Genomic DNA, 15382 nt, shown 5'->3' with positions numbered 1-15382 from the left:
TATCCGCATTCTCACGCGGCTTCTCGCGAGCAACGGATAGAACACGATGCAAACACACGCTTGCGCTCCCACGCGCTACCACGGCGCGGCGATCGCACTGCACTGGCTGGTCGCCGCGCTGATGATCAGCGGCTTCTACATCGGCTGGATCATGACCGATATCCCCGGCTTCACGCCGACGAAGCTCAAGTACTTCTCGTGGCACAAATGGATTGGCGTGACCGTGTTCGCGCTGGCGCTGCTGCGGGTGCTGTGGCGCGCGACGCATCGCGCGCCCGCGCTCGATGCCGCGACGCCCGCGTGGCAGAAGGCCGCCGCGCATCTGGTGCACGGTCTGCTGTATCTGCTGATGCTCGCGATTCCGCTGTCCGGCTACTTCTACAGCTCGGCGGCCGGCATTCAGGTCGTGTATCTGGGCATCGTGCCGCTGCCGACGATCATCGGTCCCGATCACGCGCTGAAGGCCGCGCTGCGCACGGTGCACGTGCTGCTCAACTACACGCTGCTCGCGCTCGTGATCATGCACGCGCTTGCGGCGCTCAAGCATCAGTTCGTCGATCGCGACGGATTGCTCGCGCGCATGGTGCCGTTTCTGAAGACCCGCGCATAACGATATGACGGCTTGAAGCAAGCCATAACTCCTGTCGATTGGTTACGACTGGTTGGCAATCAAATTCCTCGCGGTGTGCAATCAGGCCGCGAAGCTCGGATAGGATGCGTACCATCATGAAGACACCTTTTTATCTCTCCACTCGTCGCGCGACGCTCGCTTCTTTCGCGGTGCTTGCGCTGCTCGGCGCGAATCTCGCGCACGCCGACGTCGACCTCGCGAAAAGCAGCGTCATCGCCACGACCAAACAGATGAACGTGCCCGTCGACGGCAAGTTCAGGAAGTTCTCCGCGCAACTGAATTTCGATCCGGCGAAGCCTGCCGCGGGCAGCGCGAACGTCTCGATCGACACCGCGAGCTACGACCTCGGCGCCGACGACTACAACAAGCAGGCGCAAGGCAAGGAATGGTTCGACAGCGGCGCCTTCCCGAGCGCGACCTTCGTGTCGAGCTCGATCGCGCCGGCTGGCGGCAACCAGTACAAGGTGACCGGCAAGCTGACGATCAAAGGCAAATCGCAAACGGTCGTCGTGCCGGTCGTGATCGCGAGCCAAGGCGCCGCGCAAACTTTCGACGGCTCGCTGCCGATCAAGCGCACGCAGTTCGACGTCGGCACCGGCGAATGGAAAGACACGTCAGTGGTCGCCGACGAAGTCGTCATCAAATTTCATCTGGTCGCGGCGAAGAAATAACCCACCACGCCGCAGCACCGCCTTACCCTTCGACCTCTGGAGTCCAACTTGAAGCAATCCTTCCTGCTCGCCGCCGGCGCGCTCGCCGCTGCATGCTCGTTCAACGCGATGGCCGCCGCCGAAACCTACCTGCTCGATCCGACGCACACGTCGCCGAGCTTCGAGACCGACCACTTCGGCGGCCTGTCGATCTGGCGCGGCAAGTTCCAGAAAAGCAGCGGCACCGTCGTGCTCGATCGCGCGGCGAAGACCGGCACGGTCGAGGCGACGATCGACATGACCTCGGTCGGCATCGGCAACGACAAGCTCAACGAGGAACTGGTCGGCGACAAGTTCTTCGACACCGCGAAGTTCCCGACCGCGACCTACAAGGGCACGCAGATCCGCTTCGACGGCGACAAGCCGGTCGAAGTGATCGGCACGCTGACGCTGCACGGCGTCACGAAACCGGTCAACCTGAAGATCGAATCGTTCAAATGCATCCAGCATCCGATGCTGAAGCGCGAAGTGTGCGGCACCGAATCGGTCGCGACGTTCAATCGCGACGATTTCGGCATCGACTTCGGCAAGGCGTACGGCTTCAACATGAAGACCACGCTGCATATCCAGGCCGAAGGCGTCAAGCAGTAAGCGCATCGCGCCCGGCACGGCCGGGCGCCGAACTACTGGATCGCGGGCTGCGCCGGCGCGTGCGACGCGCGGCGCGCCTCCAGCCACGCGACCAGCTCCTCGCGGCGCATGGCCTTCGCGAACAGCCAGCCCTGTCCGTACTGAACGCCTCGGCGCAGCAGATACTCGACCTGCTCGTCGCGCTCGATTCCCTCCGCCACGACTTCCACCCCCAATTCGTGCGCCATGTCGATGATATGCGGCGCAACGATGCTCGACGCCGCATCCCGGGCGATCGTGTCGACGAACGATTTGTCGATCTTCAGAGCGTCGATCATGAACGTCTGCAAATAGGCGAGGCTCGAATAGCCGGTGCCGAAATCGTCGATATAGACCGGGTGGCCGGCGCTTCGGAAGGCCGCGATCGTCTGCCGGGTCGCATCGGCGTTCAGGCAACTGCGCTCGGTCGCTTCGATCCTGATCTGCGCGGGACGCAGGCCGGTTCCGGCGAGCCTCGCGGTGATCAGGTTAAGAAAGCGCGGCGTGCGCAGATCCTCGCCGCTCACGTTGACCGACACGTAGAACCACGGCCGCGAACGCAATAGCTCTGTCAGGTCGTGGAGCGCTTTAGCGAGCACGAGGTCGGTCAACGACTGGATCAGGCCATGCTGCTCGGCCAACCCAATGAAAATATGCGGCGAGATCTCGCGTCCGTTCAGATTCCATCTGGCCAGCGCTTCGACACCGACGCATTCGTTGGTCACGAGACTCACGATCGGTTGATAGGCGACGTCGATGATTTTGCGCGAGATCGCCCATTCGAGCGATGCCCGGAACGACACCTGTCGCGAGATCCGTTTGAACGCGAACCAGCCGAACCCGGCGCCCATCGCGACGCCTATCGACAGCCACGTCGCCAGCAGGCCGGGCCAGTCTCTCAGCAGGCTGGTGCGCCGGCCCTTGACGACGACGCCAAGCGCGCGCGTCGCCGAACGTGCGACCGCGTAGTTCCATTCATCGCTATCGACGCGCCCCGCCCGCTTCCATGCATGGAGCATCTCGTCGGGGTCCGCGCCCGTCGACAGCGCGACGATCGAGTTCAGTTCGGTGTTGATCGTGGCGATGGGCCTCCCCGCCGGATCCATCACATCGACGTATGACTGCGGATCGATTGACACGTACTCGCCGTTGCGCCCGATCTGTATGTCCTCGCGCACGTCGCTGAGCGGATTCTTTTGCTGGAACCAGACCAGGTAGCCGTCGTTGCTTCGCCAGCGCGGCGGCGGCAGTTCGACATTCTGCGTCCGAACGTCGCCGAACAGCGGCGAGCAAAGATAGCGCCCGTCGCTGTACGCACCTGCGTCCCGGACGTAGCGGTAGTTGAAAATCACATGGGCGGCGCGCTCCAGGTATTGCGGGGAACACGGCGCGCCGTGCTCGGCCTGCAGGTCCGCGATCGCCGCAAAACCCTGATACGTGACGAGTTCCGTGCGCATCACGGCCTTTTCCGCGTATTGGCGCAAATCTCGCTGCTCGCGGCGTGTGACGTCTTCGTTCGCGATATAGATGCTGATCAGGACCGGCAGCACCGTTGCGGCGCAGCCGAGAGCGATATACGCCGAAATCAGCGACATGCGCTGGATCATCTGTCGAGCCCCGTGGTGAAGCGGTCGCGGCGAAACCCGCCGGGAGCGGCAGCGGCCCGGCATGGACCCCGTACGCAAGCGGCGGAGTTCAGTGTCAAGCATAGTTTCTGAACCCGCATTTTCAACAACGCGTCGAACGACACGCGTGCGGCCGGCCGCGCCGCCCTGACCGGCGGCGAGCGCGGCAAGGTACCATTACGGGCTGGCGGCGTCGCGACGCGCGCCGTCACCGCTTTCGTTCATTGCCATCGCCCGCTTCAACTCCCATGAATTCGCCAACCCGCCGCATCGCGCACCTCGACATGGACGCGTTTTACGCGTCCGTCGAACTGCTGCGCTATCCGGAGTTGCGCGGGCGCGCGGTGGTGATCGGCGGCGGGCGCAACAGCGCGCCGCAGGTGCTCGAAGACGGCAGCAGGCGCTTCGCCAAGCTGCGTGATTACGCGGGCCGCGGCGTCGTGACCACCTCGACCTACGAGGCGCGCGCGCTCGGCGTATTTTCGGCGATGGGCATGATGAAGGCCGCCGCGCTCGCGCCCGACGCGATCCTGCTGCCGACCGACTTCGATTCATACCGCCACTACTCGCGTCTTTTCAAGGCCGCCGTCAGGACGTTCACGGACCGCATCGAGGATCGCGGCATCGACGAGATCTATATCGACCTGACCGACCTGGCGGGCGAACCAGCCGACATCGGCCGGCGCATCAAGGACGCCGTTCATCAGGCCACCGGTCTCACGTGTTCGATCTGCGTCGCGCCGAACAAACTGCTCGCGAAGATCGGCTCCGAACTCGACAAGCCTGACGGCCTGACGATCCTCACGCCGGCCGATATACCGCTGCGCGTGTGGCCGCTGCAGGTGCGCAAGGTCAACGGCATCGGCCCGAAGGCCGCGCAGAAGCTGACCACACTCGGCCTCGCGACGGTCGGCGATCTGGCCGCCGCCGACGCCGGGTTGTTGCAGGACAACTTCGGGCGCAGCTATTCCGCCTGGCTGATGCAGGTCGCGCAGGGTCACGACGAGCGGCCCCTGGTGGTCGAATCGGAGCCGAAGTCGATCAGCCGCGAGACCACGTTCGAGCGCGATCTGCATCCGCGCCACGATCGACCGGCGTTATCGAGCGCGTTTACGGGGCTGTGCGTGCGTGTCGCCGACGATCTCGTGCGCAAGGGCTACGTGGGCCGCACGATCGGCATCAAGCTGCGCTACGACGACTTCCACACCGTCACGCGCGACCTGACGCTCGACGAACCGACCGCCGACGCGACCGAAATCCGCCGCGCGGCGACCGAATGTTTGCGACGCGTGGAGTTGAACCGCAAGCTGCGGCTATTGGGCGTGCGCATCAGCACGCTGACGTCGGCCAGCGAACAGGCGCTGAAGCCGCGCCTGCCGGTTCAGGCCGACTTGCCTTTCGCGAGCGACGAATAGGCGCTGTCGCCGGCGACGCCGGTCGCGTTCGCACGCATGGCCGGCACGTCGCCTGACGTGGACAGCGCCGACGCCGCCACCGAAAACGAGAACGTGTTGATGCCGTTGGCGCTGTGCGCGGACACGGTGCCGCGATGCATCTCCGCGATCGCCTTCACGATCGCGAGCCCGAGCCCGTGGTTTTCGCGGCTATTGGTGCGCGAGACTTCCGCGCGATAGAAACGGTCGAACAGATGTTCGAGGACGTCCGGCGCGATCGGCTCGCCAGGATTTGCCACGGCGACGCGCACCTGGTCGCGCATCGGTCCTTTCCCGCGCGCGATCGTCACGCTGATCGACGCGCCCGGCTCGCAATGCTGGATCGCGTTCATCAGCAGGTTCGTGCACGCGCGGCCGAATAGCGACCGGTTCACGCGCGCGAACGCATCGCCGTGCAACTGCGCATGCACGTGCGCCTCTTCGAGCGGAATCTCCAGAAACTCGAGCGTATGCGCGAGTTCCGCCGCGAGCGACACCTCGACGAGCCCCGTCGCGCGTTCGCCCTGATCGGCGCGCGCGAGGAACAGCATGTCGTTGATGATCGTGCGCATCCGCTCGAATTCTTCGAGATTCGATTGCAGCGTGTGGCGCAGATCGTCGACCGAGCGGTTGCGGGTCAGCGCGACCTCGGTCTGGCCGATCAGGATCGTGACCGGCGTGCGCAGTTCATGCGCGACGTCCGCGTTGAACGATTCGAGCCGGCCGTAGGCGCCGTCGAGCCGTTCGAGCGCGCCGTTGAACGAGTTCGCGAGGTCGTTCAGTTCGAGCGGCAGCGACGCCGTATTGAGCCGCTGCGAGCGGTTGTTCGGGCTGACCGCCGATGCGTCGCGCGTCAGACGCGTGAGCGGTGCGAGACCGATGCGCGTGACCGAGTAGCTGAGCAGCAGCACCGCGAGACTGCCGAGCGCGGACAGCGCCGCGAGCGCCGAGCCGAACACGCGCATCGTGCGCAGGTTCGGTGAATAGCTCGAGGCGACCTGCAACTGCACCGGCGGCCGCGCGGCGTTGGCGGGCAAGGTCACCGTCGAGGTCAGCATGTCGGGGCCGCCGCCCGCCGGCGCGATGCGCGCATAGCCGCCCGGCCAGCTCTTCGTGACAGTGCCCTGCACCGGCGTGCCGAAGTGATAGCTCGTGTCCGCGCTCGTCACCGAGTACACGGTGCTGCCGTCGTGCGGCGTCATGTCGGTGAGTTTTTCGCGGCACATCCGCCATTTTTCGGGCGTCACCGCGTGATAGACGATGATGCGCGCGATCTGCGTGCGATCGTCGAGCGACTCGCGCAGATGATGCTCGAGCTGCGTGCGCAGCACCAGAAAGAGCCCCGTGCCGACGAGCGTAAACACGAACAGCGCGACCAGCGCGAACATCGACGCGAGACGGCGGGCAATCGAACGGTTCATGATGTCTCGGCCTCTTCGCGCACTTCGAGCACGTAGCCCATGCCGCGCACCGTGTGCAGCAGCTTCGACGGGAACGGGCCGTCGAGCTTCGCGCGCAGCCGCTTGATCGCGGTTTCGACGACGTTCGTGTGGCTGTCGAAGTTGACGTCCCACACGAGTTCGGTGATCGCGGTCTTCGACAGAATGTCGCCCTGACGGCGCGCGAGCACGCTGAGCAGTTGAAACTCTTTCGCGGTCAGGTCGAGGCGCACGCCGTCGCGCGTCGCGCGGCGGCCGATCAGATCGACGAACAGATCGCCGACGGAAATCAACGTGGATTCCTGCGAACGCGTGCGGCGCGCGAGCGCATGCAGACGCTCGACCAGTTCGAGGAACGAGAACGGTTTGGTCAGGTAGTCGTCCGCGCCTTCGCGCAGGCCGCGCACGCGGTCGTTCACGTGATCGCGCGCGGTCAGCATGATGACCGGCGTCGACTTGCGCATGCGCAGCGCCTTCAGCACGCTGAAGCCGTCGCGCTTAGGCAGCATCACGTCGAGGACGATCACGTCGTAATCGAATTCGGTGGCCAGATGCATGCCTTCCTCGCCGTCGAGCGCGACATCGACGACCCAGCCCTGCTCTGTCAAACCGGAGCGCAGGTAGTCCACCACCTTGTGCTCGTCTTCAACGATCAGCAATTTCATCCGCGTCCCCATGCCACGTTTGGCGGCCAACTGTCCATTATACGAAACGCCCCCTAATGCCTCGCGCCGATCCCACTCCCTCGGCATGGAAGCTCGGCCGGGGCGATTCAGTGTGCAGGAGCCGGCATCTCCTTCTGCTGCGCGCCGCCGGCTGGCGCTTGCTGCGGCGATGCCGTAGCACTGGCGACGTTCGCTGTCGCGTTCGTACGGGTAGCCTCGTTCCCGGCCATTGCGCCACCTTGCGCGCCGCCCTCCCAGCCGCCGCCGAGCGCCTTCACGAGCGCCACCGACAGCGTCAACTGCTGGCCGTGAATCTGCACGTCCGTGCGCTCGCTGGTCAGCAGCGACTCCTGCGCGTCGATCACGTTCAGATACGCGACGAGGCCGCCCGAATAGCGATCGTTCGCGAGCGACAGCAGCCGCTGCGCGTCCTCGACCGCCTCGCGCGACTGCTTCGCCGCGCCGTCGAGCACCGACAGTCCTGTGATGCCGTCCTGTACCTGCTGGAACGCGCTCAGCACGGTCTGCCGATAATTCGCCTCGGTCGCCTTGTAGCCCGCGCTCGCGTACTGGACGTTGGCCGCGCGCCGGCCGCCGTCGAAGATCACTTGACCGACCGTCGCGCCGAGCGTCCACATCAGCGTCGGCGCGCTCAGCAGATTGGCGAACTCGGTGCTCTCCCAGCCGATGCCCGGCGTCAGCGTGAGGCTCGGGAAGAACGCCGCCTTGGCCACGCCGATCTGCGCGTTGGCCGCCGCCATCGCACGTTCCGCCGAGGCGACGTCGGGACGCCTTTGCAGCACGTCGCTCGGCACGCCGAGCGGTACGGTCGGCGCCTTGATGTCGAGCACCTTCGGCTCGATCGCGAACTGCGGTGCCGGCACGCCGACCAGCGCGGCGATCGCATGCTCGAACTGCGCGCGCTGATTGAGCAGCAGTTGCGCCTGCACGCGCGTCGAATCGAGCTGCGATTTCTGCTGCAGCACGTCGAGGCCCGATACCGAACCGAGATCGTGCTCGGTGTTCACGTAGTCGAGCGCTTTCTGCTGCAGCTTCACCGACTGGTTCAGCACGTCGATCTCGCGGTCGAGCTCACGCAGCGAGAAGTAGTCGGTGGCGAGGTCGGTCGTCAGCACGAGGCGCGCGTTCGCGAGATCGTCCGCCGACTGTTCGGCCGACGCCTGCGCGCCCTCGACCTGACGACGGATGCGGCCGAACAGATCGGTGTCGTAGCTGATCGTCGGCCCGAGCTGGAGGTTGTTCTGCACCGTCGATTCGGTCGGCGTCGCGTAGTTCGTCAGCGGCCGGTCGTGCGAAATACGGAAGCGTGAGGCCTGTGCGTTGAAATCGACTTCCGGCACGCGCTGCGCGCTGGTGTTCGCGAGCGTCGCCTTCGCCTGCTCGTAGTGCGCGCTCGCCGCGGCGAGCGTCTGGTTCTGCGCGAGTGCCTGGGTTTCGAGCGTCGCGAGCGTCGGGTCGGCGAAGCCCGTCCACCAGTCCGGCGCGATCGGCGCATGCGACGGCGCGGCGACGCGCCAGAACGAATCGGTGTGCCATTCGGGCGGCACCTCGGCCTGCGGCCGCTGATAGTCCGGGCCGACCGTGCACGCGGCGAGCAGCGCCGCGCCGGCGCACGCGCTCAGCGCGGTGAAGACAGTGCCACGCGTACGCGCCTCGCGTGAAGCCGCGAACGTCACGACGCCCCCTTGCCGTTCTTCTGCAGCGGCTGCACCTGCACGTGATCGCCATCGGCAATCGAATCGCTCGGGTTGACGATGATGCGATCGCTCGGCGAGATACCGCTTTCGATTTCGAGCTGCTGTCCGAGGTCCACCGCGATCACGACCTTGCGCAGGCTCACGTTGCCTTTTGCATCGACGACCGCGAGGCGCGGACCCTCCGCGCGAAACAGCAGCGCGTTGCCGGGCACCGTGAGACGCGCATGCGCGGCGGCCGGCACCGCGACCTGCACGTACGCGCCGGGGCGCAGCTTGTCGTCGGGATTCGGCAGCGTCACTTCGATCTGCAACGAGCGCGTGGGTACGTCGATCGCGCCAGATATATGCGTGATCTTGCCGTTGAACTGCTGGCCCGGCAGCTCGGCCTGCGTGACCACGACCTTCTGCCCGACCGCGACGTTCTGCGCGTAGGCCTGCGGCAACTGCACATAGACGCGCAACGGGTCCGATTGAGCAAGCGCGAACAACGCACGGCTCGTGCCACTGCCCGCGTCGATCAGATCGCCGACGTCGACGTTGCGCTGCGTCACCACGCCGGTAAACGGCGCGACGATCCGCTTGAACGATTCGAGCTGCTGCAGACGCTTGACGTTCGCATCGGCGGCCGCGAGATTCGCGAGGTCCTGCGTGTAGGTGCTTTGCCGTTCATCGAGTTCCTGCTGCGACACCGCATCACGCTGGCGCAGCTGCTGCCAACGGTCCAGCGAGCTCTTCGCGAGCGCGAGGCTCGAATTGATCTGCTGACGCTGTGCCAGAGCCTGCGCGAGTTCCTGGTCGATTTCCGGCGTATCCAGCTCGGCGAGCAGTTGCCCCTGCTTCACGTGGGTGCCGATGTCGGCGTACCAGTGCAGCAGATAGCCGGTCGCGCGTGCATAGATCGGCGACTCGACATAGCCGCGCAGCGTGCCCGGCAGCAGCGTGTCGCCGCCGCCCTCGGTCTGGGTCGGCATGACGACGTTCACGTACTGCGTGGCATTCTGCTGCGCGATCGCCGCGACTTCGCGGTTTTGCAGCACGTTCGCGATCACGGTGCGAAGTGTGCCTGCCACGAGCAGCACGAGCACGATCACGACGGCGATCTTCGCGCGCTTCCATTCGCGATGGCGCGGCGGCAGCCGGTGCTCTCCTTCTTCGGTTTCCCGCGCGGGGATCGCTAGCGATGCATGAGTTTTTTCGGTCATCTCAGTCAACCATCGTTTAACTTTTACGCGGGCGTCGCCGCACTGCTGGGTTCCGGTGCGGGGGTGTCACTATGGCCGCCACTGCCACTGCCACTGCCACTGCCACCGCCATCGTCGCCAGCGTCGCCACCGCCGTTGTCGTCGTCGCCGCCGTTCTTATGACGGCGCGCGAGCCACGAATGAATTCCCGCAAACACGAGCGGCACGAAAAACAGCGTCGATACGGTCGCGAACAGCAACCCGCCGATCACCGCGCGGCCAAGCGGCGCATTCTGCTCGGCGCCTTCGCCGAGACCGAGCGCCATCGGAATCATGCCGATGATCATCGCGAACGCGGTCATCAGCACCGGACGAATCCGGCTCGCGCCGGCTTCGAGCGCGGCCGTGAGCGGCGGTGCGCCGGCCGACAGCCGCTGGCGCGCGAACGCGACCATCAGAATACTGTTCGCGGTCGCGACGCCCATGGTCATGATCGCGCCGGTCAGCGCCGGCACGCTCAGATGGGTGCCGGTCAGGAACAGCATCCACATGATGCCCGCGAGCGCCGCCGGCAACGCGCTGACGATGATCAGCGGATCGACCCACGACTGGAAGTTCACGACGATCAGCAGATACACGAGCACGATCGCCATCGCGACGCCGATGCCGAGCCCAAAGAACGAACTGCGCATCGTCTGTACCTGGCCGCGCACGGTGATCGTGCTGCCGCGTGGCAGCGAGCCGCGCACCTCGTCGACGATCTTGTCGACCTGATTCGCCACGCTGCCGAGATCGCGCTTTTCAACGCTCACATACAGATCGATCACCGGACGGATGTTGTAATGCGTGACTTCCGCGAACTGGCTCTTCGGCGAGATCTGCACGAGGTTGCCGAGCAGTTGCGTCGGCCCGTTCATCGTGGCCGAGACCGGGGTGCGCAACAGTTCGTCGATCGAAGACACCTGGTACTGCGGCGTCTGCACCGCCACCTTGTATTCCACGCCGTTCCTGTTGTTGACCCAGAAGCCCGGCGACGTCTGCGAGCTGCCCGACAGCGAAACGAGCACGTTCTGCGCGACGTCGTTCGCGGTCAGGTTCAGTTGTTGCAGGCGGGTGCGGTCCATGTGCAGATCGATCACCGGTTCGTCGAGCTTCTGCTGGATATGCGTGTCGACGGTGCCGGGAATCAGTCGCACCTGCTTCAGCAGCTTGCGCGCGACGTCGAGGTTGCCCTGCTGATTCGCGCCCGAAATCTGCACGTCCACCGCGGCAGGCAGGCCGAAGTTCAGGATCTGCGTGACGATATCGGCCGGCTGAAAGAAGAACTCGACGCCCGGGAAACGCTGCGGCAGGATCGCGCGCAGCTTGTCCATGTAGATCTGCGACGGCTTGTGGCCTTCGTTCAACGCAATCTGGATCTCGCCGTCGAGCGTGCCCATCGTGCCCGCATTGCTATACGACAGGTTGATGCCGCTATACGGTACGCCGAGGTTGTCGAGAATCGTGCCCAACTCCCTGGGCGGCACGACTTCGCGGATCACCTTTTCGACCTCGTCGGCAAGCCGCGCGGTCTCCTCGATACGCGTGCCGGTCGGCGCGCGCATGTGCAAGCGGATATCGCCCGCGTCGACGCTCGGGAAAAAGTCTTCGCCGAGCGTGAAGAACAGGCCCATCGACAGCACGCAGAAACCGAGGAACAGCGCGCCGAACATCTTGCGACGCACGAGCAGGCTGCTCAGGATCATGATGTAAGTCGCGCGCATGCGCTCGAAGCCGGCGTCGAAGCGGTGATACAGACGCATGAACAGATTCGGCTTCGTGCCCGCCTTCGGCTTGTGCGCGTGGCCCATCAGCAGCATCGCGAGCGTCGGCACGAGCGTACGCGACAGGATGTACGAAGCGAGCATCGCGAACACCACCGCTTCCGCGAGCGGCACGAATAGATAGCGCGCGACGCCGGTCAGGAAGAACATCGGCACGAACACGATACAGATACACAGTGTCGAGACGAGCGCCGGCACTGCGATTTCGCCGGCGCCTTCGAGAATCGCATCGTGCAGATTCGTGCCCAAGTGCAGGTGCCGCTCGATGTTCTCGATCGTCACGGTCGCGTCGTCCACCAATATGCCGACCGCGAGCGCGAGGCCGCCCAACGTCATGATGTTGATGGTCTGCCCGAGCGCGTGCAGCACGATCAGCGACGACAGAATGGACAGCGGAATCGAGATCGCGATGATGCAGGTGCTGCGCCAGTTGCCAAGGAACAGCAGGATCATCGCGGCGGTCAGCGCGGCGGCGGCCAGCGCTTCGCGCACCACGCCCTGCACCGCCGCCTTCACGAACACCGACTGGTCGAACAGCGCGGTGATCTGCAGATCCGGCGGCAGCGCGGCGCGCGCGGCCGGCAAAATGGCTTTCAACGTATCGACGATCGACAGCGTCGACGCGTTGCCGTTCTTCAGCACCGAAATCAGCACGCCGCGATGACCGTTCTGCCGCACGATGTTGGTCTGCGGCGAGAAGCCGTCGCGCACATGCGCGACTTCACGCAGGTAGGTCGTCGCGCCGTTGACGGTGCGCACCGGAATGTCGTTGAGACCTTCCAACGTCGGCGGCGACCCGTTCATGTCGATCGTGTATTCCTTCGGCCCGATCTTGGCCGTGCCCGTGGGCAGAATCAGGTTTTGCGCGTTGAACGCGTTGACCACGTCGGCAGGTGTCAGGCCCTTGGCCAGCAGCGCGCGCGTGTCGAGGTCGACCGAGATCAGCCGCGATTTGCCGCCATACGGATACGGTACGGCCGCGCCCGGAATCGTCACCAGTTGCGGTCGCAGGAAGTTCAGCGCGGTGTCGTTGAGATCCTGCTCCGAGAGTTTCGGACTCGACAGGCCGAGCTGGATGACTGGAATGCTGGAAGCCGAGTAGCTGATGACCAGCGGCGCGGTGGCGCCCGGCGGCATCTGCTTCAATTGCGCCTGCTCGATGGCGACCGTCTGCGCGATCGCCGTCTGGATGTTCGCGTTCGGCTGCAGAAACACCTTCAGGATCGCGATGCCGGGGAGCGATTGCGATTCGATATGTTCGATGTCGTTGACCGTCGTGGTCAGACTGCGCTCGTTGACCGACGTGATACGGGTGGCCATGTCTTCGGCCGACAGCCCCGTATACGTCCAGATGATGCTGACGACCGGAATGTTGATATCCGGCAGCACGTCGACGGGCATGGTGAACAGCACGAAGGGCGTCGCCAGCACGATCAGAATTGCCATCACGATGAACGTGTATGGCCGCTTAAGCGCTACGTTGACGATCCACATTGAAACGGGCCAGAGAAAATGCGGGTGGAGGGAGGGATTGAATCTGCGCTTATGCTAGATCGATGGTACCAACGCCTGCATGGCATGAAAATGGCGAAATCGTCAGGAAGCTTGTTGAAAGCAAATGCGCCATTTTTGAAGACGAAGGGCTCTCGCCGAATTAGCTGCGAATTAGCCGCAAAGCAAACGTTTGCTGAATAAATTTACGCGCAGTTAATGAAGCGTTTGCTGATACGCGGCACGTTTTTTGGCCGAAATGATATGAAACATGCTTTCAGATTGATTCGCAAGACGGGGCGATTTTGCTCCGTGCGGCCATCCCCTTCAACGAAAATAGGCCGGTCAACCTGAATGGTCGACCGGCCCTCACTTGCAGTCATTCGTATCCTGGCGTCAACGCCCGCGACGCTTATTTGGCGAACAGCGACGACATATCGGCGAACGCCTTGAACTCGAGCGCATTACCCGACGGATCGAGGAAGAACATCGTCGCCTGCTCGCCGACCTCGCCCTTGAAGCGCACATGCGGCTCGATGATGAATTCGATGCCGGCCTTCTGCAGTTTGTCCGCGGCGGCCTGCCATTGCTCCATCGACAGCACCGCGCCGAAGTGGCGCACCGGCACCGCGTCGCCATCCACTGCGCTGGTATGACGGTGACCGACTTCGTCCGGTGCCAGATGCGCGACGATCTGATGACCGTAGAAATTGAAATCGACCCATGCGTCCGAACTGCGCCCTTCCGGGCAGCCGAGCAATTCGCCGTAGAACTCGCGCGCGGCGGCGAGGCTATGAACAGGAAACGCCAGGTGGAACGGCGGCAAAGCGGTTTCGGCAACGCTCATGATAGGAAGACTCGCTGGGGTGGGTGTGAGGATGAATTGCGACTGGCACGACTGGCAACCGGTTCAGTTGAAGCAAAGGTTTAATCATGAATAAAAATGTTGAGAAACGATATATATTTGACCTGACCATCACCAAAATCGATTGATCGATCATGCTCAGCGAGTTGAAAACCTTCATCGCCGTCAGCCAGTACGGCACGTTCTCCGGCGCGGGCGCGCGCATCGGGCTCACGCAATCGGCCGTCAGCGCGCAGATGCAGCGGCTCGAACAGGAACTCGGCTTTCAGCTATTCGACCGCACCGGCCGCTCTGCGACGCTCAACGAGGCGGGCCGCGAGACGCTCGCGCTCGCAGAGGAAATGATGACGCTCTATGCGCGGCTCTCCGAGCGCAGCGGCGGCGCCGCCGAGAGCGGCATGCTGCGGGTCGGCGCGATCGCGTCCGCGCAGGTGTCGCTGCTCGCCGACGCGCTCGCGCGCTTTCGCGACGACCGTCCCGGCTGGCGGATTCGCGTGGTGCCGGGCGTGTCGCTGGGGCTGCTCGGCCAGGTCGACTCGGGCGAGCTCGATCTGGCCGTCATCATCAAACCGCCGTTCGCGCTGCCGTCGGAACTCGAATGGCGCACGCTCGTCGCCGAACCGTTCGTGCTGCTCGCGCCGAAACAGCTTGCGCGCGGCGGCCGCTCGTGGCGCGAACTGCTGCGCAGCGAGCCGTTCATCCGCTATGACCGCGCGTCGTTCGGCGGACGGCTCGTCGACCGTTTTCTGCGGCGCGCGCGCCTTGGCGTGCGCGATGCGGTCGAGCTCGACGAATTGCAGGCGATCGTGCAACTGGTCGCGCGCGGCATGGGTGTCGCGCTGATTCCGAATACGGCCGGGCTCGGCAAATGGCCAGCGAGCGTCGTCGCACTCGAACTCGGCGATGCGAGCTTCGAGCGCGAGATCGGGCTCGTGCTGCGGCCGCGGCATAGCCGGCCGGTGGTCGCCGATGCGTTGGCGGAGTGTATTGCGAGCGCGGCGCACGGTTGAGCGCTTTGCACGCCGCATTCGATACGAGTTCGCTTCGGGTTCGAATCGAGTGTGCTGCCATACGTACGCGCAACTGTATCTGTGAATCGCACGCGACGGCGCGCAGAATCGTTGCTTCATTCAACCTGCTCTGTGGCGCGTTGCATTGCATTGTCGAACACGCGCTCCGCCCTTGCATTTGC

At 64.5% G+C, this 15382-nt stretch carries 12 protein-coding genes; 5 read left to right on the top strand and 7 right to left on the bottom strand.

Features of this window, described 5'->3' with window-relative positions:
• Positions 1 to 46 precede the first annotated feature (46 nt).
• The 3 genes from OKW40_RS35475 to OKW40_RS35465 all read left to right on the top strand — a co-directional run bounded on the left by OKW40_RS35475 (position 47) and on the right by OKW40_RS35465 (position 1932).
• A complete protein-coding gene (locus tag OKW40_RS35475; RefSeq protein ID WP_429493680.1) occupies positions 47 to 610 on the top strand; it encodes a cytochrome b in 564 nt (187 codons plus the stop codon).
• 116 nt (positions 611 to 726) lie between these two features.
• The gene (locus OKW40_RS35470; protein WP_429493679.1) at positions 727 to 1302 is read left to right on the top strand and encodes a YceI family protein; all 576 of its coding nucleotides are present in this window, start codon (positions 727 to 729) and stop codon (positions 1300 to 1302) included.
• Between the two features lie 48 nt (positions 1303 to 1350).
• Positions 1351 to 1932: a YceI family protein gene (locus OKW40_RS35465; protein ID WP_090806381.1), complete on the top strand. Its 582-nt coding sequence runs from the start codon at positions 1351 to 1353 to the stop codon at positions 1930 to 1932.
• A gap of 32 nt (positions 1933 to 1964) precedes the next feature.
• Here OKW40_RS35465 and OKW40_RS35460 read toward each other — a convergent pair whose 3' ends face one another.
• A complete protein-coding gene (locus tag OKW40_RS35460) occupies positions 1965 to 3545 on the bottom strand; it encodes an EAL domain-containing protein (RefSeq protein WP_429493678.1) in 1581 nt (526 codons plus the stop codon).
• A gap of 278 nt (positions 3546 to 3823) precedes the next feature.
• Between OKW40_RS35460 and dinB the strand changes: the two genes are divergently transcribed.
• On the top strand, positions 3824 to 4990 hold the full coding sequence (gene dinB / locus OKW40_RS35455; RefSeq protein WP_184065303.1) for a DNA polymerase IV: 1167 nt from the start codon (positions 3824 to 3826) through the stop codon (positions 4988 to 4990).
• On the opposite strand, the gene OKW40_RS35450 is transcribed toward dinB, so the two are convergent.
• The 6 genes from OKW40_RS35450 to OKW40_RS35425 form a co-directional block, all read right to left on the bottom strand.
• Positions 4957 to 6429: a heavy metal sensor histidine kinase gene (locus OKW40_RS35450; RefSeq protein WP_429493677.1), complete on the bottom strand. Its 1473-nt coding sequence runs from the start codon at positions 6427 to 6429 to the stop codon at positions 4957 to 4959. The genes dinB and OKW40_RS35450 overlap by 34 nt on opposite strands.
• Entirely contained in the window at positions 6426 to 7112 is a 687-nt protein-coding gene (locus OKW40_RS35445) for a heavy metal response regulator transcription factor (protein WP_018424874.1), read from the bottom strand. The genes OKW40_RS35450 and OKW40_RS35445 overlap by 4 nt, the downstream gene beginning before the upstream one ends.
• 107 nt (positions 7113 to 7219) lie before the next feature.
• On the bottom strand, positions 7220 to 8755 hold the full coding sequence (locus OKW40_RS35440; protein ID WP_429493996.1) for an efflux transporter outer membrane subunit: 1536 nt from the start codon (positions 8753 to 8755) through the stop codon (positions 7220 to 7222).
• Between the two features lie 50 nt (positions 8756 to 8805).
• A complete protein-coding gene (locus OKW40_RS35435) occupies positions 8806 to 10032 on the bottom strand; it encodes an efflux RND transporter periplasmic adaptor subunit (protein ID WP_429354071.1) in 1227 nt (408 codons plus the stop codon).
• Between the two features lie 23 nt (positions 10033 to 10055).
• Entirely contained in the window at positions 10056 to 13328 is a 3273-nt protein-coding gene (locus OKW40_RS35430) for an efflux RND transporter permease subunit (RefSeq protein WP_429493676.1), read from the bottom strand.
• A gap of 409 nt (positions 13329 to 13737) precedes the next feature.
• Positions 13738 to 14172 carry a VOC family protein gene (locus OKW40_RS35425; RefSeq protein WP_008918388.1) on the bottom strand — a complete coding sequence of 145 codons (435 nt, stop codon included), beginning with the start codon at positions 14170 to 14172 and terminating at the stop codon, positions 13738 to 13740.
• 152 nt (positions 14173 to 14324) lie between these two features.
• Between OKW40_RS35425 and OKW40_RS35420 the strand changes: the two genes are divergently transcribed.
• Positions 14325 to 15200, top strand: a complete 876-nt coding sequence (locus OKW40_RS35420; protein WP_187613976.1) for a LysR family transcriptional regulator — start codon at positions 14325 to 14327, stop codon at positions 15198 to 15200.
• Positions 15201 to 15382: the final 182 nt, after the last annotated feature.

The organism is Paraburkholderia sp. RAU6.4a, from assembly GCF_050435625.1.
Lineage (GTDB): Bacteria > Pseudomonadota > Gammaproteobacteria > Burkholderiales > Burkholderiaceae > Paraburkholderia > Paraburkholderia tuberum.
Note: the sequence above shows the minus strand (reverse complement) of the source record. Positions and strands in the feature narration are given on the sequence as shown.